The 21,627-nt window shown below is 52.8% G+C and carries 24 protein-coding genes and 1 other RNA gene; 14 read left to right on the top strand and 11 right to left on the bottom strand.

What is annotated here, in order from left to right; translation table 11 throughout:
- Positions 1-17: 17 nt before the first annotated feature.
- Positions 18-488, bottom strand: coding sequence for a hypothetical protein (locus tag OKB87_RS21995; protein WP_016350162.1), 471 nt, complete (start codon positions 486-488; stop codon positions 18-20).
- A 34-nt stretch (positions 489-522) separates the two neighbouring features.
- Positions 523-1,458, bottom strand: coding sequence for a pyrimidine-specific ribonucleoside hydrolase RihA (gene rihA / locus OKB87_RS22000; protein ID WP_270828532.1), 936 nt, complete (start codon positions 1,456-1,458; stop codon positions 523-525).
- A gap of 151 nt (positions 1,459-1,609) precedes the next feature.
- Between rihA and OKB87_RS22005 the strand changes: the two genes are divergently transcribed.
- A complete protein-coding gene (locus tag OKB87_RS22005) occupies positions 1,610-2,374 on the top strand; it encodes an RluA family pseudouridine synthase (RefSeq protein WP_270828533.1) in 765 nt (254 codons plus the stop codon).
- Positions 2,375-2,491: 117 nt separating this feature from the next.
- Here the strand turns inward: OKB87_RS22005 and udp are convergent, their stop codons facing one another.
- A complete protein-coding gene (udp, locus tag OKB87_RS22010; protein WP_011705364.1) occupies positions 2,492-3,247 on the bottom strand; it encodes a uridine phosphorylase in 756 nt (251 codons plus the stop codon).
- A gap of 392 nt (positions 3,248-3,639) precedes the next feature.
- Between udp and yiaY the strand changes: the two genes are divergently transcribed.
- The 3 genes from yiaY (at position 3,640) to OKB87_RS22025 (ending at position 6,026) form a co-directional block, all read left to right on the top strand.
- A complete protein-coding gene (gene yiaY / locus OKB87_RS22015) occupies positions 3,640-4,791 on the top strand; it encodes an L-threonine dehydrogenase (RefSeq protein WP_045790276.1) in 1,152 nt (383 codons plus the stop codon).
- Between the two features lie 135 nt (positions 4,792-4,926).
- The gene (locus tag OKB87_RS22020) at positions 4,927-5,265 is read left to right on the top strand and encodes an outer membrane protein assembly factor BamE (RefSeq protein ID WP_011705347.1); all 339 of its coding nucleotides are present in this window, start codon (positions 4,927-4,929) and stop codon (positions 5,263-5,265) included.
- A gap of 125 nt (positions 5,266-5,390) precedes the next feature.
- Complete coding sequence (locus tag OKB87_RS22025; RefSeq protein ID WP_270828534.1) at positions 5,391-6,026, top strand: NAD(P)H-binding protein; 636 nt, start codon at positions 5,391-5,393, stop codon at positions 6,024-6,026.
- 126 nt (positions 6,027-6,152) lie between these two features.
- Here OKB87_RS22025 and OKB87_RS22030 read toward each other — a convergent pair whose 3' ends face one another.
- Together OKB87_RS22030 and OKB87_RS22035 are read right to left on the bottom strand one after the other, a co-directional pair.
- On the bottom strand, positions 6,153-6,500 hold the full coding sequence (locus OKB87_RS22030) for an RnfH family protein (protein WP_024943861.1): 348 nt from the start codon (positions 6,498-6,500) through the stop codon (positions 6,153-6,155).
- On the bottom strand, positions 6,493-6,927 hold the full coding sequence (locus tag OKB87_RS22035) for an SRPBCC family protein (protein ID WP_011705344.1): 435 nt from the start codon (positions 6,925-6,927) through the stop codon (positions 6,493-6,495). The genes OKB87_RS22030 and OKB87_RS22035 overlap by 8 nt, the downstream gene beginning before the upstream one ends.
- 169 nt (positions 6,928-7,096) lie before the next feature.
- Between OKB87_RS22035 and smpB the strand changes: the two genes are divergently transcribed.
- From smpB to OKB87_RS22050, 3 genes are all read left to right on the top strand, one after another.
- Positions 7,097-7,585 carry an SsrA-binding protein SmpB gene (smpB, locus tag OKB87_RS22040; protein ID WP_011705343.1) on the top strand — a complete coding sequence of 163 codons (489 nt, stop codon included), beginning with the start codon at positions 7,097-7,099 and terminating at the stop codon, positions 7,583-7,585.
- A 119-nt stretch (positions 7,586-7,704) separates the two neighbouring features.
- Positions 7,705-8,064: a transfer-messenger RNA gene (gene ssrA, locus OKB87_RS22045) on the top strand.
- 164 nt (positions 8,065-8,228) lie between these two features.
- A complete protein-coding gene (locus tag OKB87_RS22050; protein ID WP_010673972.1) occupies positions 8,229-9,467 on the top strand; it encodes an integrase domain-containing protein in 1,239 nt (412 codons plus the stop codon).
- A gap of 62 nt (positions 9,468-9,529) precedes the next feature.
- Here OKB87_RS22050 and OKB87_RS22055 read toward each other — a convergent pair whose 3' ends face one another.
- The 5 genes from OKB87_RS22055 to OKB87_RS22075 form a co-directional block, all read right to left on the bottom strand.
- A complete protein-coding gene (locus OKB87_RS22055) occupies positions 9,530-9,934 on the bottom strand; it encodes an H-NS family histone-like protein (RefSeq protein WP_010673971.1) in 405 nt (134 codons plus the stop codon).
- A gap of 354 nt (positions 9,935-10,288) precedes the next feature.
- The gene (locus OKB87_RS22060; RefSeq protein ID WP_270828535.1) at positions 10,289-10,537 is read right to left on the bottom strand and encodes an H-NS family histone-like protein; all 249 of its coding nucleotides are present in this window, start codon (positions 10,535-10,537) and stop codon (positions 10,289-10,291) included.
- 16 nt (positions 10,538-10,553) lie between these two features.
- Positions 10,554-11,240: an inovirus Gp2 family protein gene (locus tag OKB87_RS22065; RefSeq protein ID WP_270828536.1), complete on the bottom strand. Its 687-nt coding sequence runs from the start codon at positions 11,238-11,240 to the stop codon at positions 10,554-10,556.
- 442 nt (positions 11,241-11,682) lie between these two features.
- Complete coding sequence (locus tag OKB87_RS22070) at positions 11,683-13,263, bottom strand: YfjI family protein (RefSeq protein ID WP_270828537.1); 1,581 nt, start codon at positions 13,261-13,263, stop codon at positions 11,683-11,685.
- Positions 13,241-13,492 (bottom strand): helix-turn-helix transcriptional regulator, encoded by a 252-nt coding sequence (locus OKB87_RS22075; RefSeq protein WP_270828538.1) that lies wholly within the window; start codon positions 13,490-13,492, stop codon positions 13,241-13,243. The genes OKB87_RS22070 and OKB87_RS22075 overlap by 23 nt, the downstream gene beginning before the upstream one ends.
- Before the next feature lie 292 nt (positions 13,493-13,784).
- Here OKB87_RS22075 and OKB87_RS22080 point away from each other — a divergent pair, with 292 nt between their 5' ends.
- The 4 genes from OKB87_RS22080 to OKB87_RS22095 all read left to right on the top strand — a co-directional run bounded on the left by OKB87_RS22080 (position 13,785) and on the right by OKB87_RS22095 (position 19,283).
- Complete coding sequence (locus OKB87_RS22080) at positions 13,785-15,824, top strand: hypothetical protein (protein WP_270828539.1); 2,040 nt, start codon at positions 13,785-13,787, stop codon at positions 15,822-15,824.
- A 472-nt stretch (positions 15,825-16,296) separates the two neighbouring features.
- Positions 16,297-17,250: a DUF932 domain-containing protein gene (locus tag OKB87_RS22085; RefSeq protein ID WP_029303612.1), complete on the top strand. Its 954-nt coding sequence runs from the start codon at positions 16,297-16,299 to the stop codon at positions 17,248-17,250.
- Between the two features lie 96 nt (positions 17,251-17,346).
- Positions 17,347-18,348, top strand: coding sequence for a YqaJ viral recombinase family nuclease (locus OKB87_RS22090; RefSeq protein WP_042048593.1), 1,002 nt, complete (start codon positions 17,347-17,349; stop codon positions 18,346-18,348).
- The gene (locus tag OKB87_RS22095; RefSeq protein ID WP_029303610.1) at positions 18,345-19,283 is read left to right on the top strand and encodes a recombination directionality factor; all 939 of its coding nucleotides are present in this window, start codon (positions 18,345-18,347) and stop codon (positions 19,281-19,283) included. The genes OKB87_RS22090 and OKB87_RS22095 overlap by 4 nt, the downstream gene beginning before the upstream one ends.
- Position 19,284: 1 nt before the next feature.
- Here the strand turns inward: OKB87_RS22095 and OKB87_RS22100 are convergent, their stop codons facing one another.
- Positions 19,285-19,632: a helix-turn-helix domain-containing protein gene (locus OKB87_RS22100; RefSeq protein ID WP_041212673.1), complete on the bottom strand. Its 348-nt coding sequence runs from the start codon at positions 19,630-19,632 to the stop codon at positions 19,285-19,287.
- Between the two features lie 187 nt (positions 19,633-19,819).
- Between OKB87_RS22100 and OKB87_RS22105 the strand changes: the two genes are divergently transcribed.
- The 3 genes from OKB87_RS22105 (at position 19,820) to OKB87_RS22115 (ending at position 21,571) form a co-directional block, all read left to right on the top strand.
- A complete protein-coding gene (locus tag OKB87_RS22105; protein ID WP_042048597.1) occupies positions 19,820-20,371 on the top strand; it encodes a DUF4339 domain-containing protein in 552 nt (183 codons plus the stop codon).
- Positions 20,372-20,620: 249 nt separating this feature from the next.
- Entirely contained in the window at positions 20,621-20,983 is a 363-nt protein-coding gene (locus OKB87_RS22110; protein WP_171269236.1) for a hypothetical protein, read from the top strand.
- Positions 20,984-21,085: 102 nt separating this feature from the next.
- The gene (locus tag OKB87_RS22115) at positions 21,086-21,571 is read left to right on the top strand and encodes a hypothetical protein (protein ID WP_270828540.1); all 486 of its coding nucleotides are present in this window, start codon (positions 21,086-21,088) and stop codon (positions 21,569-21,571) included.
- Positions 21,572-21,627: the final 56 nt, after the last annotated feature.

The following is a 21,627-nucleotide window of genomic DNA, read 5'->3' on the forward strand; positions in this document are numbered from 1 at the left end:
AGGCTTCGGCCTTGCACCTATTCGGGGAACGGCTCCTCCGGCAATGGATCCTGGGTCTCCCCCTTGGTGCAGTCGATGATGGAGCGCTTGGGGTTGTTGGGGTCGCGCAACAGCAGGGGAGCCAGCCCGGCGTCGTGCTGCTGCTCGTCGGAAAACTCGCTGCCATAGGCGTTGTGGGTCAGACGCCGCGCATTGGCGATGGGGGTATCCACGAACAGGGCATGCACCTCGAAGGTGGACGAGGGGATGAGAAAGCCGCTGATGGGCAGACCGTGCAGATCCTGGCGGGTCTTGTACCAGGCGAAGCCGTCCGTCACCTTGTAGGGGGTGAAGTGTTTGAGCTGCGGGTGCACCGGCTGGCCGGTCTCGCTGTCGAGATAGAGATCGTCCAGCTCGCAGGTCGCCAGCCCCTGCCACATCGACTCAAACGGCGTGGCACACCCCGTCAGTTGCAACCCGGCCAGCAGTGCCAGCCCTGTCTTCCACATCGCTTCGCCCCTTCTTGCAAGAGTGGAACTGCGTTCAGTCAAAGGCCCGCAGCCGCGTGACCAGCAGATCGATAAAACCGGCCCGATCAAGCCCCAGCAACACCAGCGCATTGGCCGCTTTGCCGGTCAGACCGTAGCGATCCACCACCGTCATGCCGCTAGTATGGGTGCCGCCGGTCTCGATATCGACCCGGCACTCGACCCCGTGAAACAGCGCGGGGGCCAGCAACCAGGCAATGGTACAGGGGTCGTGCAACGGCGCGCCAGCAAATCCCCACTTGGGATCCCGATGGTAGATCATGAAAAAGTCGAGCAGGCCGGCCACGCACTGGGCCACCGGATTGGTGATAGCGCGTACCCGTTCGATATCCTCGTCCATCACCTGCGCCTCATGGGTCACGTCCAGCCCGCACATGGTGATGGGGAGCCCCGACTTGAACACCATATCGGCCGCTTCCGGGTCCACATAAATGTTGAACTCCGCCGCTGGGGTCCAGTTGCCTGCTCCGGCTGCGCCGCCCATCAGCACGATGCGGGCGATCCTGGATTTCAGCTCGGGGTGGGCCGCCAGCAACAGGGCGATATTGGTGAGCGGGCCGGTCGGCACCAGCGTTACGGGCTCAGGGCTCTCGCGCAGACACTTGGCCATCAGCTCAAGGGCGGTCATGGCCACGGGGGCAAAGCCCGGATCAGGCAGTTTGGGGCCATCGAGACCCGATTCGCCGTGGACGTTGTCGGCGATGATAAGCTCCCGGGCCAGCGGCTTGGGGGCGCCCGCCGCCACCGGAATGTCGTCGCGCCCCAGCAAGGTCAGGATGCGCAGGGCATTGTTGAGGGTCTTGTCCGGCGTCTGGTTGCCGGCGCTGGTGGTGACCGCCAGCACCTTGAGTTCGGGGCTGGCCAGCGCCAGGATGAGGGCGATGGCATCATCGTGACCGGGATCGCAATCGAGAATAACGGGCAACGCCATGGACGGACTCCTTACAACATGACAGGGAGCCATACCTTAGCAAGCTGAGGCAGGATTAACTCTGGAGGGAGTCACAAAACGCCTTGGCCAAACAGATCAATCACTTGCCGGCAGCACTCAAGTCAGTTCGCCGCGCTTCGCCGGTTCGGGTATGATCCCCCTCCCTTTTCTAACCGTGCGCCCCATGTCCGTCATCGTCGACACCTTCATCGCCCCGCCCTGTGCGGCCACCATCGAGATCCTGTTTGAGGATGAGCACCTGCTGCTCATCAACAAGCCGAGCGGCCTGCTGAGCCTGTCGGGCAAGAATCCGCAGAACCTCGACTCGGTGCACCATCGGCTGGTACAGGATTACCCCGGCTGCACCCTGGTCCATCGCCTCGATTTTGGTACCTCAGGTCTCATGCTGGTGGCCAGGAACAAGGCCATCAACGCCCTGCTCTGCCGCCAGTTCAGCCAGCGGGCGGTGAGCAAGGCCTACAGCGCCCTGCTGTGCGGTCACCTGGCCGAAGAGGAAGGGGTGATCGACGCCCCCATCGCCAAGGATCCGGCGCTGTTTCCGCTGATGAGCATCTGCACCGTCAACGGCAAACCCGCCCGCTCCCGCTATCAAGTGATTGAGCGGCTAGCGCAGCAGATTCAGGGACAGACAGTGCCGCTGACCTGGGTCAGACTGGTGCCGGAGACCGGCCGCACCCATCAGCTGCGCATCCACAGCCAGCAGCTGGGCCATCCCATCCTTGGTTGCGATCTCTATGGCGGCCTGCTGCCGCCCGGCTGCGAACAGGCGCCGCGGCTGATGCTGCACGCCAGTGAACTCGATTTTGTTCATCCGGTCAGCGGCGAACCGATGCAGATCCGCTGTGAGGCGCCCTTTGCGCTGGCGCTGGCGACCATGACGGGGCAACCGGGGTAACCTGGAGCAGGGAAACAAGGGGCAGGCAAGCAGAAGAGGGGCAAAGCGGTAAACGGCGGATAAAGATAGGGGCCGCGCTTTCGCAACGGCCCCCACCCCCCACTCGGTGTGGTGCTATCAGATCAGCTTGCGGGCGGCGCCCAGTACGATCTTGATGGCATCAGATTCGGTTTTCGCCATGGTCTCGGCGTTCGGGATTTCCTGCTGGGTACGGTTGACGATGACGCCAGCCACCATACCGGCGCGCAGGCCCTGGCTGGTGCACATGGTCAGCAGGGTGGCAGATTCCATCTCGTAGTTCAGCACGCCCATGGCTTGCCACTCTTTCATGGAACCCTGGAAACGGCTCACGACGCGGCCGGATACGGTGTCGTAACGCTCCTGACCCGGGTAGAAGGTATCGGAGGAGGCAGTCACACCGATGTGCAGCTTGGAACCCAGCTCTTTGGCGGTGTTGACCAGCGCGGTGGTGCAGTCGAAGTCGGCCACGGCCGGGAACTCCATCGGCGCGAAGTGCAGGCTGGCACCGTCGAGGCGCACGGAACCGGTGGTGACGATCACGTCGCCCACGTTCAGGTGCGGCTGGATGGCGCCGGTGGTGCCGATGCGCAGGAAGGTACGGATGCCCAGCTGAGCCAGCTCTTCCACCGCGATGGAAGTGGACGGGCCGCCGATACCGGTGGAGCAGATGATCACGGCCTTGCCGTCCATCTCGCCGCGCCAGGTAGTGAATTCACGATGGCTGGCCAGGTGCACCGGGTTATCCAACAGCTCTGCGATACGCTTCACGCGCTCGGGATCACCAGGGACGATCGCCAGGGTGGCGCCTTGCAGATCCGCTTTCTTCAAACCCAAGTGAAATACATCAGACATAGTGGACTCCTGGTTGCTCCCCACCAGCATGGTCAGGGCGCAAGTTAAGATGATTCTTTATGGTACTTTCAAGCCTTCACTCCCCTCGTCGGGGAGGCGCCAACTATGGTCGAAAGCGCTTTCCAATTCCTTGAAGCATCTCACACTTCCTTGCATTGACAGTGACAAATTCGGCGCAAAACGTTTGCTAACCTGATGAATTAATTGAAAAACGTTTTTCTTCCCACGAACGGGCAAAGGCCCTTGTCAATCCCTGTCGCGACCCATGTTTCCGGTACGTGATCGAGTCCATAAAGTTGCAAAGCAGATACCATTGACCCCTTTTCATCCCCTCTAACGATGCTATGTTGGCGCCCGCATACCACTTAATGGCTAATAAAACGGAGTCCATCATGGCGACATTCAAGTTCTACATTCCCGCAATCAACCTGATGGGAGCAGGCTGTCTGCAAGAGGCGGCAGCCGATATCAAGGGTTATGGCCATCGCAAGGCGCTGATCGTCACCGACAAGATCCTCAATCAGATCGGCGTGGTCGCCAAGGTCGCCGGCCTGCTGGCAGAACATGGCATTGAAAGCGCAGTTTTCGACGAGACCAAGCCCAACCCGACCATGACCAACGTGGAAGCGGGCCTGGCCATGCTCAAGGCCAATGGCTGCGACTGTGTCATCTCATTGGGCGGCGGCTCGCCCCACGACTGCGCCAAGGGCATCGCCCTGGTGGCCGCCAACGGTGGCAGCATCAAGGATTATGAAGGGGTGGATCGCTCTGCCAAGCCGCAGCTGCCGCTCATCGCCATCAACACCACCGCCGGCACCGCCTCCGAGATGACTCGCTTCTGCATCATCACCGACGAGGCTCGCCACGTGAAGATGGCCATAGTCGACAAGCACGTCACCCCGCTGATGTCGGTCAACGACCCCGAGCTGATGCTGGCCAAGCCGGCCGGCCTCACCGCCGCCACCGGCATGGATGCGCTGACCCACGCCATCGAGGCTTATGTCTCCACCATCGCCACCCCGGTGACCGATGCCAGCGCCATCATGGCCATCCAGCTCATCGCCAAGCACCTGCGCACCGCGGTCAATCAGGGGGACGATCTGCACGCCCGCGAGCAGATGGCCTACGCCCAGTTCCTGGCCGGCATGGCCTTCAACAACGCAAGCCTGGGCTATGTGCACGCCATGGCCCACCAGCTGGGCGGCTTCTACGACCTGCCGCACGGGGTCTGCAACGCCGTGCTGCTGCCCCACGTACAGGCCTACAACGCCCAGGTGTGCGCCGGCCGGCTCAAGGATGTAGCCCGTCATATGGGGGTGGACGTGAGCGCCATGAATGACGAGCAAGGGGCCGCCGCCGCCATTGCCGCCATCCAGCAGCTGGCTCGCGACGTCAAGATCCCGGCTGGACTGGAGCAGCTCGGCGTCAAGGCCGATGACTTCAACCTGCTGGCCGAGAATGCCCTGAAAGACGCCTGCGGCTTCACCAACCCGAAACAGGCGAGCCACGAAGAGATCGTCGCCATCTTCCGCGCCGCCATGTAAGGGGGCAATCGGCAGAAAGGGTCGCATGGCGGCCCTTTTTATTGGCTGATGGATCAATGGCTTTTTACTTCCGTAGAGGGAGCCGGTATGATTTGCCGAGCTTAAAAAGACTTGAATGGATGATCTGAACTCGATATGCGGATGAAACACCTGATTGCCGCGGCCCTGACCGCCCTCACCCTGTCTGGTTGCAGCCTGGTCTATCGCATCGATATTCCTCAGGGCAACTATGTGGAACAAAAACAGGTCGACAAACTGCGCCAGGGCATGACCCGCGAGCAGGTCGAGTTCGTGCTGGGCTCCGCCATGCTGCGCGATGGCTTTGACCCGAACACCTGGTATTACCTCTATGAATTCCAGCCGGGGCGCGGCGAGAAAGAGCGCAAGGAGCTCACCCTGACCTTTGCCAACGACAGATTGGCCACGGTCACCGGCGACTTCCCGCTGCCAGCGGCCTTCCATACCCCGCTCTGATCCCATCCACAAAACCGGCCTCGCGCCGGTTTTGTTTTAGCGCCGCCAGCCACGGACGACCCGCTGGCAGAGAGTCCCCCCTCAGCGGATTGCGGGCGTCAATTTCATCACACAGGGAGAGCAGCATGAGCCGGATCCTGATCGCCGGAGCCAGCGGCCTCATCGGCCGCGAGCTGGTACGACAACTGCCAGCAGAGCACGAGCTAACCCTGCTCTGTCGCAAGCCCGGGCAGCCGCAACCCGCCCACCACTGGCTGCCGGTCAATTTCGATATGCTGGCCGAGGTGAATCTGCCCGAACCGGTGGATCTCGCCTTCTGCTGCCTTGGCACCACCCGCAAGGAAGCCGGCTCGGCCGAGGCCTTTCGCCGGGTCGATCTCGACTATGTGCTGGCCTTTGCCGAGCTGGCCCGCCGCCACGCCTGCCAGCGACTGGTGGTGGTCTCGAGCCTGGGGGCCAACCCGCACTCCCCTGCCCTTTATCCCCGCACCAAGGGGGAGATGGAGCAGGCATTGCTGGCCCAGTCCTGGCTACGACTCGCTATCGTGCGCCCCGCCATGTTGCTGGGAGATCGTCAGCCGCCGCGCCGCTCGGAGCAGTTTTTCCAGGCCATCTACCCGTTGCTGAAGCCGCTCCTGGTCGGCAGGTTGCGCCGCTGGCGCGCCATCGAAGCCGGCCAGGTAGCCCGCGCCATGATCGCCCTCTCCCGCCAGCCCGCCGGCTGCGAAGTGGTCGAAAACGAGCAGCTGCTCCAGCTGTAGTGAAGCCCCTCGACTTGGCGGGTAGATGACGGGATCAAAAAAGGCGCCAAGGCGCCTTTTTTATATGAGGCGCGTGCCAGTACTGACTCTTTTTTTACGAAGTATCATGCCTGCCAATGCAGGCATTTAGTCAGACTGTTTGCGATTGGCATTGGGACGGCCACCCGTGACCACGTCGGCACGCCCCTCTTCCTTGGCCTTTTCCGCGCGCTTCTTGCGCATCTCCTTAGGATCGGCGATGAGCGGACGGTAGATCTCGATACGATCGCCATCTTGCAGCAACTCAGAGCCCTTGACCGGTCGGCTGTAGATGCCGAACTTGTTGACCGCCAGATCGATCTCGGGGTGTTTTTGCACTATACCGGATTGCTCGAGGGCGGCCAGCACCGAGGTCTGTGCAGGCACCCGCAGCCGCAGCACCGTCTGCCGCTCGGGCAGGGCGTAGACCACTTCGATGTTGAGTTGATCAGGCACCGTACACCACCTTGGCGCGGTTGGAGAAGGCAAGCACCATGGAGCTCACCAGATCGCGGAAGATCTGGCCGAAAGCCAGCTCGATGAGTTTGGAGGTGAACTCGAAGTCGAGATCGAACTCCACCTTGCAGGCATCCACGTCCAGCGGCGTGAAGGTCCACCAGCCCGCCAGCTTGCTGAAGGGCCCCTCCACCAGCTCCATCTTGATCTGCCGGTTGGCATCGAGCAGATTGCGGGTGGTAAAGGTCTTGGCAATCCCGGCCTTGGCCACATCGACCGAGGCAGTCATATAGTCATCGCCGGTTTCGTGGACACGGCTGCCGACACAACCGGGCAGGAACTCCGGATAAGCGTGAACATCATTGACCAGCCTGAACATCTGTTCGGCGCTGAACATCACCAGGGCACTGCGAGTAATACGGGGCATGGCTTTTCCTCATCCAATCGCCGCGATTTTATCATCATGTTTCATCTTGTGGAGGTAAAACCTCGGTCAAACTGCTCATAAAGCCATCAGTTGACCCGCTGCGCGTTTTACAGCCGCCCTTGCCCACGTATAATGCCCTCCTCCCAGTCATTGCCGGAAATCGCCCGTCATGAGCAAAAAAAACAGTAAAAACAAAGCCGGGTCCAACACCATTGCACTCAACAGAAGCGCGCGCCACGAATACTTCATCGAAGAGAAGATCGAGGCGGGTCTGTCCCTGCAAGGGTGGGAAGTCAAATCTCTGCGGGCGGGCAAGGCCAACATCAGCGAAGCCTATGTCATCTTCCGCGATGGTGAGGCTTACCTGTTTGGCTCCAGCTTCCTGCCACTGCAAGCGGCCTCCAGCCATGTGGTGTGCGACCCGACCCGGACCCGCAAACTGCTGCTGAGCCGTCGTGAACTCGACAAGCTCGAGAGCCTGATTGCCCGCCAGGGCTACACCGTCGTTCCCCTCGCCCTCTACTGGAAACAGTGCTGGGTCAAGGTCGAGATCGGCCTGGTGAAGGGCAAGAAAGAGCACGACAAGCGCGAAGACACCAAGGCCCGCGAATGGGATCGGGAAAAAGCGCGCATCATGAAGAACAAGCACCGCGGTTGATGGTGCGCCGCCTGCCGGGCGTCGCCCAATAAACCAGCAATCGACCGGCCAAGGCCGGTCGATTGCCATCAACGCCTTGCCATGACAGGATTTTTGCGTACAATCGCTCTTAACAACTTGGGGCTGATTCTGGATTCGACAAGATTCACGAAACCCAAGGTGCATGCCGAGGTGCGGTAGGCCTCGTTAATAAACCGCAAAAAAATAGTCGCAAACGACGAAAACTACGCACTCGCAGCTTAATAACCTGCGCTGAGCCCTTCTACCCTAGCTTGCCTGTGTCCTAGGGAATCGGAAGGTCATCCTTCACAGGATCGTGTGGAAGTCCTGCTCGGGGCGGAAGCATTAAAACCAATCGAGCTAGTCAATTCGTGGCGTGTCTCTCCGCAGCGGGTTGGCGAATGTAAAGAGTGACTAAGCATGTAGTGCCAAGGATGTAGTAATTTTGGACGGGGGTTCAAATCCCCCCAGCTCCACCAAATACCGGTCCAACAGTGACCAACGAAGTCCAAGAAACCCGCATAGCATAAGGCTTTGCGGGTTTTTTGTTGTCTTATGCTGTCCAATGGGGTGCGTTGCCATCCAGCCCTTTTAGGCATATCGTTAGGCATATCGTTTTGTATGCCTTCCGGAGCGTATGCCTATGCCTCGTATCACCCGTCCCTTATCCCCAACCGAGATCAAAGCAGCCAAGCCCAAAGAGAAGGAATACACCCTCTGCGACGGGGCTGGTCTGGAGCTCGTCATCAAGCCCAATGGCTCCAAGTTGTGGCGCCTGCGTTACTACCGCCCCCTAACTAAACAGAGAAACATGATCAGCTTTGGCTCCTGGCCGGAGATGTCGTTGGCTGAAGCGAGAGAGAAACGCTCCGAAGCCAAAACGTTGCTGCAACAAAACATCGATCCCCAACACCATCGTGATGAGCAGGCATCCGCTGCGTTATCACAGAGCGAGCACACCTTTGAAGCCGTCGCCAAGCGCTGGTTTGATGTTAAGCGCCCTTCCGTCACCCCGGCATATGCCGAGGATCTCTGGCGTTCTCTCGAAATGTACCTGTTCCCCGAGATAGGCACAGTGCCCGTTATGGAAATAAAGGCACAGCGAGCCATCAAGATCATCGAGCCCATCGCTGCTGCTGGAAAACTCGAAACCGTGCGTCGCCTCACGCAACGGGTGAACGAGATCATGACCTTTGCTGTTAACTCTGGTCTGATCGACGCCAACCCTTGCTCGGGGATCAGCAAGGTGTTTCAGCGGCCAGCCAAACAGCACATGCCCAGCATTAACCCCAACCAGTTACCAGAACTGATGAACAGGCTATCGAAGGCCAGCATCAATTTGCAGACCCGCTGCCTCATCGAATGGAGCCTGCATACCTTGGCTCGCCCCAGCGAGGCGGCCGGAGCAAGGTGGGCAGAGATCGATATGGAAAAGAAACTCTGGCGGATCCCACCAGAGAGAATGAAGAAGCGCAGAGGTCATGACGTGCCCTTGACGCCGCAGACACTTGCCTACCTGGACCTCATGCGACCGATCAGCGGCCATCGTGAATTTATCTTCCCTGGTATCCGTAATCCTAAAACGCACACCAACGAGCAAACAGCCAATGCGGCCTTGAAAAGAATGGGATATGAAGGGACCTTGGTCGCTCACGGCCTGCGAGCCTTGGGCAGCACCACCCTGAACGAGAGAGGATTTGATCGAGACGTTATAGAAGCTGCCTTGGCGCACTCTGACAAAGATGAAGTCCGTAGCGCATACAACCGCACGGATTATCTGGAACGTCGCCGAGAAATGATGGTCTGGTGGTCAGAATATATCGATGCAGCATCCAGAGTCGGTTCAGCACTGACGTGGTTGCCATCGTCAAATGTCAGCTGAGCTAAGTTTCAATAACTCAACAACGCAATAGAAAAAGGACTGGTTAGCCAGTCCTTTTGACATCAAATCAGGAATTCTTCCAACTGCCTGCCTTGCTCCAGCATGGCGGCCAACGCTTTAGGAGTGCGTCCCTGGCCGGTCCAGGTGCGCTCTTCACCATTTGCCATATAACGATACTTCGGCGGACGCGGAGCACGTTTCGTGCCATCACGTTGAGCTTTCCCGGCTGGAACGCCCTGTACGAGCTCAGTAGGGTCAATGCCAGCATCAGCCAGCATTGCTTGGAATTCGGCCAGCTTGGCCAAACGCTCGGCATCGGCTGCGCGGGTCTTTTCTATCTCAGCAACCCGCTCGTTATAAATCGAGGAGAACTTCTCATTCGCTTCTTGCAACTGTTCAAAGGAGAGCTCACGCAATGCAGCCCGCAAGCTACGGATATTCAGCAACACTTTCAGAAATTCAGTCATGATTAAGATCTCTCAATAAGGGGCACACCGTCAGCAACATGGATAGCTACTGACTCTGGTGATATAGGTCTTTCAATCTGGATCGCTCTGGTGACTGGTCTGAATAGTGAACAGCACGATTCAGGTAGTAATAATAGTTTTTAATATTACGCTATTACGCCCCATCGATGCAATTGTCGTTAATGATTGTTATAGCATTCCACCGCCAGCAGTGCCCATTCGAATTTGTTGTATTTATGCGCAACACAAAAAAACGAGGGGGTTGGTCCCCTCGCTATGCTTAACAGCCTAATCACCCCAATTAATGCTACTAGAATGTTCATACAGAAGCAGCTGCTGTTTATACTACCCAAGTTACCGGCTTCTGGTGAACGCTAACAACTCTTCAGGAGTAATACACTCTAAAGCAAGCAATTCTTTAATGTCAGCTATCACCTGCTGTCGTTCATGCGCTTGTACTCTCGCAGCCTCCTCCTCCTCAATGCGCTCCAGCGCTATCGCCTCGATTACCCCATTCAGAGCTAACAAATCCTCCGATGACAAACCCTTTAATACCGATCGTAATGATCGAGCATCTGTAAACACAGTTGATGCAAGCTTCATTCGCCCCCCTAATAAATCAATGCTCAGTTCGATTCAGTTGGCTAGTACCAAAGTTGCGGTAACCATCACCGCCGCTCTTCGTATTCTTTTTACTCAGGTACGCCATACGAAACAGAAATGCTTCGAAGTTGTCGTCTAGCTCTCGGGCTGACTGGCGATCAAACCAGTACTGCGGATTATCCGGAAAATTCACTAGCGTCGCGTTATCAGGGTAAGGGAGGCTCAGGGCGCTGCACCATGCCTTCTGGATCCTGGTCCCCATATTGTTAGCGTCATAGTCCCGATAGTCTCCCAGAAAGGCATAGACGTCTTTGTTAAAGAGCAGCACTAGGTGGTAATGAGGAGATGCCGAGGAGTCCTGCTCACGGCACCAGATAAAGGCCGGTAGAGATGGAGTACCACGTCGCTTCTGACGATAATGGTCCGCACGTAGCTGGCTTTTCAGGGACTCCATAAAGCGAGTAATCACTGACGGGTCAGCCCGCTGTAGGCAGGTCAGCGTGTCAGCATCATCTTCAGGTGACTCAACAGCAAAGCGCAGGTCTACCCGCAGCGCATAAACACGGGGATACCTGGCAAGGGTATCGGAAACAACATCCAGACTACGTCTCAAATAGGTGCAATTCATGGGGCCGTAACTGTCTGTGTATAATTTAGTAAGTGCTTTCATCTTCAATACTGAATTTTTTAAGTGATTCAACATAGGAGTCCCTACCTTGGTGAATAGACACAGAGGTATAGTTATTGAATTAAATAAATAGATGTGCTTTTTGCTTAAGTAAATACACCATGCTCTGGATGCTATCCATAGTGGTACATGCTTAGAGGCATGTAGTCTTCATGCTCCTCTCATCGTTAGATTGCATAGCGTATGCTGCTGAACGTTAGTAGTGTGCATGGCTATGGATGTATATAAGAGTGTATGTATTGTTATATATAATACATATACCGCACTATGCCTCATTTAAATAACCTAACTCACAACTCAATCAAATCGATATATACACTAAAATATCAATATAGGGTTCCTAATTCAGATGCAATAATGATACATCCATATATAACAACACTCTTAAGTTACTTAAGGCGAGGTATCGAAATCGTTAATGCTGCATCTTACTGCATGAGTATGGGGCATACTCTTATCATCGCAATTGACTCCTCATGTCCATCAACGGTCTTTCAAAAAGTTCAACTGATGGTATCCCTAAATGGCGTCTTCCACGATACTCTACAAGTTCGTTAACATAAATCCTATCGTGAGTACGTACTGAAGAGCGCCTAACAAGCCTAGGGTATTTCTTCCAAGATAAAGAAATATAGATTGACTGTTTCTTTTTAAAGCAAATGATATCTCCTCGAGCAATAAGAACTTCTATTGCATCTTCTAGCTTATTCGAATTACGAACACAATGTGGGCCACTTCGTCTAATGTCACCTTTCAAAAACAGCTCATTATTCCAGTTATGAATAATCCACTCCAGTAGCTTATTAACATGTGTCTCGTCCACGAACTCCCTAGCCTCGGGCGATCTAAATATTATCAATGCTTGATGCAAATATATTTCAGCCAGTGCAATGGCTGTCTGCATAGTTTCATGAGTCACAAGCGTGTTTCTGTAGTTTATGTTTGTAAATACATGAAGTGCCGCCGCAATTCTTGACGCCTGCTCCATAAACTTTGAACCAAAATCTTTATAGTGTTCCAAATATTCCCCGCCCCTCATTGCGTATTCAATGTCATTAAACTTGTCATTCCAAATTTTCTTAGCACTCTCTGTTAAATTCAGGCAATGACGTTCCTTGCCTTGTGCTCTCATCTCGAGCCCTTCTTGCAGTAATGCATCAATCCTTGAGCTAAATCTACCTAATTTAATTTTATCATCTAGTGATGCGCTATCATCCCTATCTTCTTGACGATAGCCAATCTCTGACTCAGGCTCACACAGTAGAATTCGAGCGTCTAATCCAGAGCTTCTCATCGCATCACCATTACTATCTCTGAATATTCTATATATATCAGGCTGGATTTGCATGCTCAAAGTCAAACGAGCACCTTCAATATGAACTTCAGGGGCATTGGCTCTGTCAACACGTATAGTTTGACCTGACCATAGTGAGTTAAACAATGCATTATCTTTCATCAAGTCACTGGACAGTAGTGTCCCAGCTTCATCGGACACCAGAGCTAATGACGTATTCTTCTCAGCTAACATCGACTTCAGTTTTGCGACTGTTATATCCTCAGCTAAAATCCTCTTAACTAACGGAGCTATAGGCATATTTGAATGGTGAGTGTGCCATGCCTCTATTATAATGGGCTGCTCATCACCTTTTTTATACATCTCACCTAATTCCCTCCTTAACACTTTTTCCTTCATATTCCACAATTCCAGTTCGATCTGATATTTCTGCTGTGCAGCATCTACCTGCTCAGCCAAGCATTTTTCAAATTCACGGACTGGTTTCATCAGTAGCTTATCGACCGTGCTTTTTCTCTCGCCAGAAGCAGCTAGAATTAGAGTGTAAAGTGATGCCGGTATTTTCATCTCACTTTTTGGGCTAATATCTACCAACTGCTGCGATGCGATAGCCATTACAGACAACATTTGAGTCAAGATCATAAATCTCGGGGCCTTTGTTTTATAGGCGACGACATCCAGTGTATCCCAAAGGGACTGATCTAACCGCTCAATGACAGCTTCAATGGCTCTGTGTTGATTCATTTTTGACCTCCATTGTTTGGCTACTTTGTGACCTGGTTGCGATCCATTGATTGACCTCGCTCTGACGCCAGCCGATCGCTGATGCGCCAAGCTTAACCGCCCTCGGAAAGCTGGGATCATGTCGAGGAGACTTGGCGTTGAGCTTGTCGTAAATAGTTGATCTAGCAAGACTAATTAGCTTGGTGAGCTCAGTCATCCTAATGATGCGATCTACTGTCTCTAGCGTCATGTGAAATCCTTCTAACGTCTGATTGAATGAGCTCGCATTATGACGAGACCATGGTGTAGGTTAAAAGGAGACAAACTACGGCCCCAATTCCAAGGCAAGTTTGTGAGTATTTTTTGAGCGAAAAGCCTATGGGGTGAGCACAGATTGAGCGATTCGTACTCACCCATGCCAACTCTCAATTGTGCCAATCAATTGTTAATCGCCCATATCCAACTGTGTTCGTACAAAACAAATCTTGAGTGTTCAAAAAATGCACATACAACCACTCTGCAACAAACCCAACAGACGAATCATGAAGACACATCCTTTTGCTGAATTTATCTACTCTGTAGAAGACACCCTTGGCCTTTGGCATGAAGCTCGGAAAACAGAGCAAACCAGTAAACGCTCTTTCGATGCGCACCGTGAACACTTTCAGAATAAAACGGACAAAGATGATCTCCTGCCAAGACTAGAAGAGATATGTGAACTCTTACATATTGGCTGTAATTTATCGCCCGACATGATTTCAAACCATGTTGATGTATTAGAAAGTGTGTATATTGCATTAGCTCGAAGGGAATATATTCTTAAAGAATCAGCCGAGGATACAATTAAGCTTTATATTAAAAATGCATTAATTCCGTTGATGTGCGTAGACATTTCTATTTTTAAGCAACAAGCAAGTGAAATGTCTATATATTATCATCTTGACAAGATTCTAAGATTAGAAAATGTAATGATACAAGATAACGGACAGAGGCGATTTGGAAGGGAAGCTGCAAAACAATACATGCATAATTATATTCAAAACTACTTTGACATACATAAAGACATACTTATTAAGTATAATTTAAAAGGCGATAAGTCGTTAATTAATGACTTATTAAAATACCTTTATTATTTAACAGGATCAAAAAATCAAACCTGTACAAAATTGAATCAAATCATTAAAATTTGCAACCACAAATTTTCTGCTGCAAAGGTTGATAATTCTGTTTTTAGCATTAGACCTATAGCCGCTGCTTACACCGCTATAATCATCCTCCAAGATATAGATAACAAAACAGGTATGTTTGGCCATTTTTATAACATCTATAGGAAACTCACCCTTGGTAACGAAAAGCTTAACCTGCTTGCACAACACATCTGCACTTTACTTGATCTTAAAAATGAAAAAGCACATATTAAAGCTGCAAGGCTTGGTATGCCTGCCGCCATTATATCATTGCACCTTGATGATTTGAATGAACGTAAAACTCTGTACTTAGATGGGATCGTTGAAATAATTATTTCATTTTTTGAAACCCCAGCAGTGTATCGATTTGACAACGACAATAAATTATTATATCAACTTGAATATCAGATAATTTATCTATCAAATATGGTATCTCTGCCACCTATAGCTAACCACTTAAATTACAGTTCAAACATCCTTGATTATCAAGAAATTAAAGCGGAAGACCACTATCAGAGAGTGGTTGAATTTAACAAAAATAATGTCACTAAAATCATCACGCTAACGAAACAAGTAGCCAATCGATACCAAAAATATCTCTCTCAATATATCGTGCTAATAGACGCACTTGATTGCATTAAAAATGAAGACCCAGCAATGGCTTTAGACATAATCGATAGTGTAGATAGAGAAAATCTATCTACATTCGGGTTTATTAAACATGCGCTAGCTGTGCTAAAAATTGGATTAATGTACAATTTAAAGTGGAAGGCGATTAAGAATGGTTCTTTAATGCAACAGGTTAATGACATTATAAACCATCAAGGCATCGTTTTTGTCCCTACACGTGCATCTCAGCACGTTATAGGAAACAGCAATGACTCATGGCTTTCTAAAGATGAATATATAAAACACTCTATTATATCTGGCGGAAATACGTATAATACGATCATAGCACAAGCTATCTACGCTTATAATTATACCATTGCACGACACACAACTTCGCACGTTCAGGAAAAAGTTGCACATTCAAGACAAACATCTATAAATAATGGTTTAAATCTTAATCACTTCTCCGAATTTATTAACCACGGCCTACTTGATAAACTTAATGAAATCTCAGGGAAAATATTGACTGGACTAGATAAAATCAACACGGATGTAGAACATACATCATTTGTAGAAGAATTAATTGAAGCAGGATTCGTCTTATCAGATGATTTATCTAAAAACCTAATTCATTGTATTACAGGTTCTTCTCTCGGCGTTTGCCTTTTGGACCATTCAGCTATCATGATGTTTTTATCTGCCCCTGGAGATGATGTTAAAAACATCATCGAGTTGGGTAAAAAAACTAAAGTTGTAAAATCACTGTTCAGGTATCATCACCCTTAGCCTAATGAATGAGCACTAGTTGATGCACATCAATGCCAAATATACCTGCGAGAATAGATTGTATATATTTATATTGTAGAGTATTGTTTTCAGGAGTGGAGCAAGTTGCCAAAGCGTAGGTTAATGCACTTTCGTGCCACCACGACCTAACAGCGTTGATCTTGGTACGCTGGTCGCTTCTCCTCCCTCTGATGTCAAAGTCCCTGCACCCCATCAAGCATGCCCCTCCAGATACTTTCAGATACGAATATCAAAAATATCTGGAATATCAAAAATATCAGCTGCAAATGAACCCCAAAACATTACTGGCGGCCGTCTGGCATTTTCATATAGCACCGTCTGATTTTATGGTGCTGTGCTGTCACCTTGCATTCCGATTACCTTCAATCAAATAAATTTCAGATATATATTCTCTCTATGAACCTACCTCTGGAGCTGCTTTGCCAGCCCCTTTTTCATTGGAGATTGATATATGGCTCATCTCATCGATACCATGGCCTACACTGGCCAAACACCCTGGCACGGCCTCGGAAATATCTTACCCCCACGACAATCCTTGGAGATCTGGCTTAAAGCTGCCGGAATGGACTGGACCATCGAGCAGAGCAATGTGATGTTTAACGTTGCTACCGATGCCTTGCATATTCGCCCCTATAAAGACAGCAAGGTGCTTTACCGATCCGACACGCTCGAACCCCTGTCGGTCGTCTCCCAACGCTATAACGTGGTACAGCCCCATGAGGTGCTGCACTTCTATCAGGATTTAGTGGAAATCGGCGGCTTTGAATTAGAAACCGCTGGCTCACTTAAGGGCGGCCGTAAATTGTGGGCGCTGGCCCGTACCGGCCAAGACTTGAAACTCAAAGGCAATGACTTGGTGAAGTCCTATCTGCTGCTGGCAACCAGCTGCGACGGCACGCTCTGCACCACGGCGCAATTTACCTCATTGCGAGTGGTCTGTAATAACACCCTGCAGATGGCGTTGCGTAATAGCACTGGGGCAGTCAAAGTCTCTCACTCGACGACATTTGACCCGGCTATTGTCAAAGAGGAATTAGGGTTGGGACTTGCTCATTGGGATGAATTCAAAACCCAGACCAAAGCATTGGCTGCCCGTCCTGTTGCCCCAGAAGAGGCGCTACGTTTCTTTAGCGTCCTGCTGGACCAGCCATTGGATGCCGACAATCAAATTATCCTCACCCGACCAGTCCAACAGCTCCACGAGCTATATCAAGGCGCCGGTATGGGCTCGGAGTTGGCCAGCTCCCAGAATACCGCCTGGGGGCTGGTCAATGCGGTGACGGAATATGTGGACCATCATCGCCGTGCCCGAAGTCAGGACTATCGCCTGGACTCTGCCTGGTTTGGTCAGGGTGCTCAGCTAAAGTCTCAGGCCCTCAATCAGGCCCTTACTCTGCTGCAGTAATCCCCGCTCTACCGATTTATTTCATTTACCCGTCATAGACCCCTACCCAGCCATCAGGCCGGGCGGGGACGTTTATGCCGCTGACAAGGAGTAATGATGAAAGCAAAAGCCAAATACGGTCAGGCTATTCGCTTAGCCTCCACCACCGACCTCTCTCGCAAGCAGTGGTTGGCGATCCGCAAGCTTGGGCTAGGTTCATCCGATGCCGCCGTTGCGGTGGGCCTCTCACCCTATAAATGCCCGCTGTCACTGTGGCTGGAAAAGACCGGGCGTAAGGAGCCGGAAGATATCTCCCACAAAGAAGCTGTGCTGTGGGGTATCGAGCTCGAACCGGTGTTGGCGCAGGTCTACGCCAAGCGCACCGGTTATCGGGTGCGCCGGGTCAATGCGGTACTACAGCACCCCGAGCACCTGTTTATGCTCGCCAATCTCGACCGGGAGGTGGTGGGCCACCCCGACGGCCCCGGCATCCTCGAAATCAAGACTGCCAGCTATCACAGTGCCCCCCAATGGGAGGAGGGCGTACCGGTCGCCTACCAGTGTCAGGTACTCCATCAGCTCGCCGTCACCGGTCATGCCTGGGCGGAAGTGGCGGTACTGATCGGGGGTCAAGATTTTCGGATTTACCGCATCGAGCGCGACGAGGAGAAGATCCGGGATCTCACCGAGCGTGAGGCGCAGTTCTGGCAGCAAGTCACTAGCAACCAGCAGCCCGAGCCCGATGGCTCGGAGGATGCAGGATCGGCGCTAGCCTGGCTATTTCCCCGTGATGATGGCGAGACGGTGGACTTGTCAGATTCGCCCGAGTTCAACCAGCTGTTCGGGGAGTTGCTGCATCTGCGCGAGCACAAGGAGGAAGTGGAGCTACGTGAATCGCAGATCAAGCAGCGGCTACAGGCCACGCTGGGTGAGGCCACGGCGGGACTCTTCGCCGACGGCAAGATCACCTGGAAACGCAGCAAGGATCGGCTGACCCCCGATCTGGACCGGCTCGGTCAGGATCATCCCGATTTGCTCAGCCACTACGTCAAACCGGTGCCCGGCTCACGCCGTTTCACCATTCAAGCAGTTCACGCTGTCAGGAGACACACACCATGATCAAAGGACTGGCGATTACCCCGCCCGTGATTGGGCGGATCTGTATTGGCAAGCTGGTACAGAAAGAGGGGAAATGGGTACCGGAGAAGGACGACAGTTTCACCCTCACCACCCAGGTACAGCAGAAAGGGGGATGGTTGCTCCATCCCTTGCATCAACAGTTCGCTCAAGGGCATGAGCAGGCCAAGATCCGCGCCATTCCGGTACGGGTGCTGTTCAATGACAGCGATCTGAACCTGCGGGCAGAGTACAGCGCCTTTGACCGCCAAACCGGACGGCCGCTTTGTGTCGGCAATGGAGAGGTGGCAAAACGGGTGGGGGCGCAAGGGATGGAGGAAGTCAGTTGCCCCGGTCCGGAGCGCTGTCCCTACGGCCAGCAACAGGGCTGCAAGTTGTACGGACGACTGAACCTATTTGTGGAGGGGCAGGGGGATGAGCTCGGCAGCTTTATCTTTCGTACCACAGGCTATAACTCGGTACGGACCCTGGCGGCACGCCTCAAGTACTTCGAGGCGGTGAGTGGCGGCCTGACCCGTTATCTGCCGCTGACCTTACGGCTACGGGCCAAGAGCACCACCCAGTCCTACCGCACCCCGGTCTACTACGTGGATTTGACTCTGCGGGACGAGCTGACTCTGACGGAGGCAGTCGGCCAAGCACGGCAGGAATCGATGCAGGACGATGAGGCCGGGCTGACGATTAGCGAGATGGAAACGGTGGCCCGAGCCTTGCTGCGTAATGGTCAGTTCGAGGATGTGGATGAAGAGGTGCCAATGCTACTGGAAGAGTTTTACCCCCAGGTGGAGGAAGGGGAACATTCGACTGCCGAACCGGCACCGCAAACAGTGGCCCAACCACGGGGAACGCGAGCACGGGCATCCCCGTTAACCAATAAATTGGGTAAAGGTGCTACACCGATACCCGGTGCGCCCTAACTCAGGATTTGGCCAGGCGCTCGACCAACCGTTCAAACGTCTCCAGCAGCAACGCCCGGTCGGCACTGTCCAGCCGGGCTAACTTCTGCCCCAAGACGATACCCTGCTCAGTTGGGCGCGGGCTGGTTTCGCGCAAGAAATCGGCCAGCTCGCACTCAAACAGCTGAGCCAGTTCAGCCAGTCGGGCAATGGTCGGCACTACGATACCGCGCTCCATCCGGGAGACGGCTTCCATCCCGATATTGAGATGCTCTGCCACCTGATCCTGGGTCAATCCCGCCTGCTGGCGCTGCCGCCCGATCGCCTTGCCCACGCTTTTAGCGAGCAGCTCAACTTTGATGTTCGTCATAAGTCCTCCAATCAACCTATATCGTTGAATAAGGACCCATTGACATGAAGGACTTAAAGGGATGAACATCAACCACATAAGTCTTATGTGAGGGGCTTTTTAACTCTTCGCGGGTTTCTGGAGAGGTATCCAGTCTGTTTTCGCAGCACAGGCATCAACCACCACAGGCAATTAAAGGAATAATCAAATGAGTGAATGGTTTTACGAGAAGAATGGTCAACGGATTGGTCCGATCATGAAGGAGCAGTTGATAGGCTTACTTGGCGCCGGAGATATCAGTCACCAGACGCTGGTATGGCACCAGAGCCAGCCACAATGGCTGCCACTACATGCGACTCCGCTGGCCGCCGATATTCCGCCGTCATCGACCCCTCCAGCGCTACCTGCAATTGCGATTAGTAATACCTTGATCTGGATTTTGGCTTTTGCGCCCATCATCGGTATTTTCTGCGAAGGCTTTGTCGCCGGTGCCGTATACCATGATACGGACCAAGCCGCGAACGCAGTGGCGGAAGGCTCATTCTTCTACATCTCACTGATCATCAATATCGCACTGAGTTACTGGGATGAACATACGCTGCGCAAAGCCGGCGTCAACACACAGCAATTTGGCAAAATGGTCTGGCTCGTGCCGGTGTATCTCTGGAAGCGCGCCAAGGCATTGCAACAAAAGCCGACCTATTTCTGGTGTTGGCTAGTGACCTTCTCGCTGATCATGCTCAGCAGTTGCAGCGCATAACTCTACCTCGCTCAAGTTGATGCCAGCCATCAGACCGCTACTCGACCGTCATGGTCGAGTAGCGCCTAACTGACATCCGAAGCTCGGAAGACCACCTCAAAAGGTTGGACTTGAGTATTTTCCAGTCATGCCATTTCAAGGCAGTGCGGAAAAGCAACAAAACCAGGCATTTATCTTCAAGGTGCCAAGTCCTTGTTTCCAGCCACTCGGAGACAAGCTTGACCGTGCTGCAACAACAAGGAAACCGTTATGCCCCATATCTACCGATATGCCCTGCTACTAGCCAGCATGTTAACACTCAGCGCCTGTGGTGGCGGTTCTGGCGGCCCCACATTTGAAGTCGAACTCACTCACACAGCCATCGGACGGCCACAGATTTATGTAGTCACAAAAAATGCCCAAGTCATCATCGAGAAGATAGTAATTAATGATGGCGAGCCAGGGTGCAGGGTGATGGAGGCTAAACACGATTTCGGCATCGGCAGCACCTTCCCTCTCAAACTCAAGTTGGGTCAAGGAGTGACGTTTGCGGCTCGATACGAGTCCTGCACCGTGTTCAGTGCTACCTTAGTGACTGACCTCGGTGAGGTAACATACACATTTGGTGAATAACCGAAAAAACGACACGATCAACATCAAAGTAACGAGCGCCAAGCGCCCCCACCAATGAGATCCCCAAGCATGCAGATAATACGAACTCTACGAGCGGTAACGATGGCAACTCTGCTAAGTTGCTCAGTCACTGCCTTTGCTGCCGATTATGCGCTACAGATTGAATCGAAAATCCCTACTACCATCAGCGGAACACTCGGCTATGCCAGTCTGAAATATTGGATAGAGGTGCCAGGCAAAGGGAATGTGGAATTACTCACCGATGCAGACAATGAGGGAGGGCTTATCGAGCTCGTAGGGAAACAGGTATCGCTCAACGGCGCCATGGTGACCTACTCAAACGGGAGTGTCTATTTCGAGCCCAAATTCTCGGCCCCGGCCTCACCAGGGCTATCCATTAGCCCGCAAGACGACGGCACCATCGTGGTAACCAATGGCGAGCAGGTCCTGCTCAATACTGACATGTACCACTCTATTACCATCAAACATGAGCAACCATTGACTCAGGGAAAAGCCGTGTTGCTCGAACTCAACACCGGGGGATTTGGTTGTCCGATGCTCTATCAGCTAAATAGCTGTTCCGAATAGTAGATCACCGGAGGAAGGGAACTCAGTCCAGTTTGTGCGATCTGATTAGTCGCTAA

The organism is Aeromonas sp. Y318-1 (genome assembly GCF_027706125.1).
Lineage (GTDB): Bacteria > Pseudomonadota > Gammaproteobacteria > Enterobacterales > Aeromonadaceae > Aeromonas > Aeromonas hydrophila.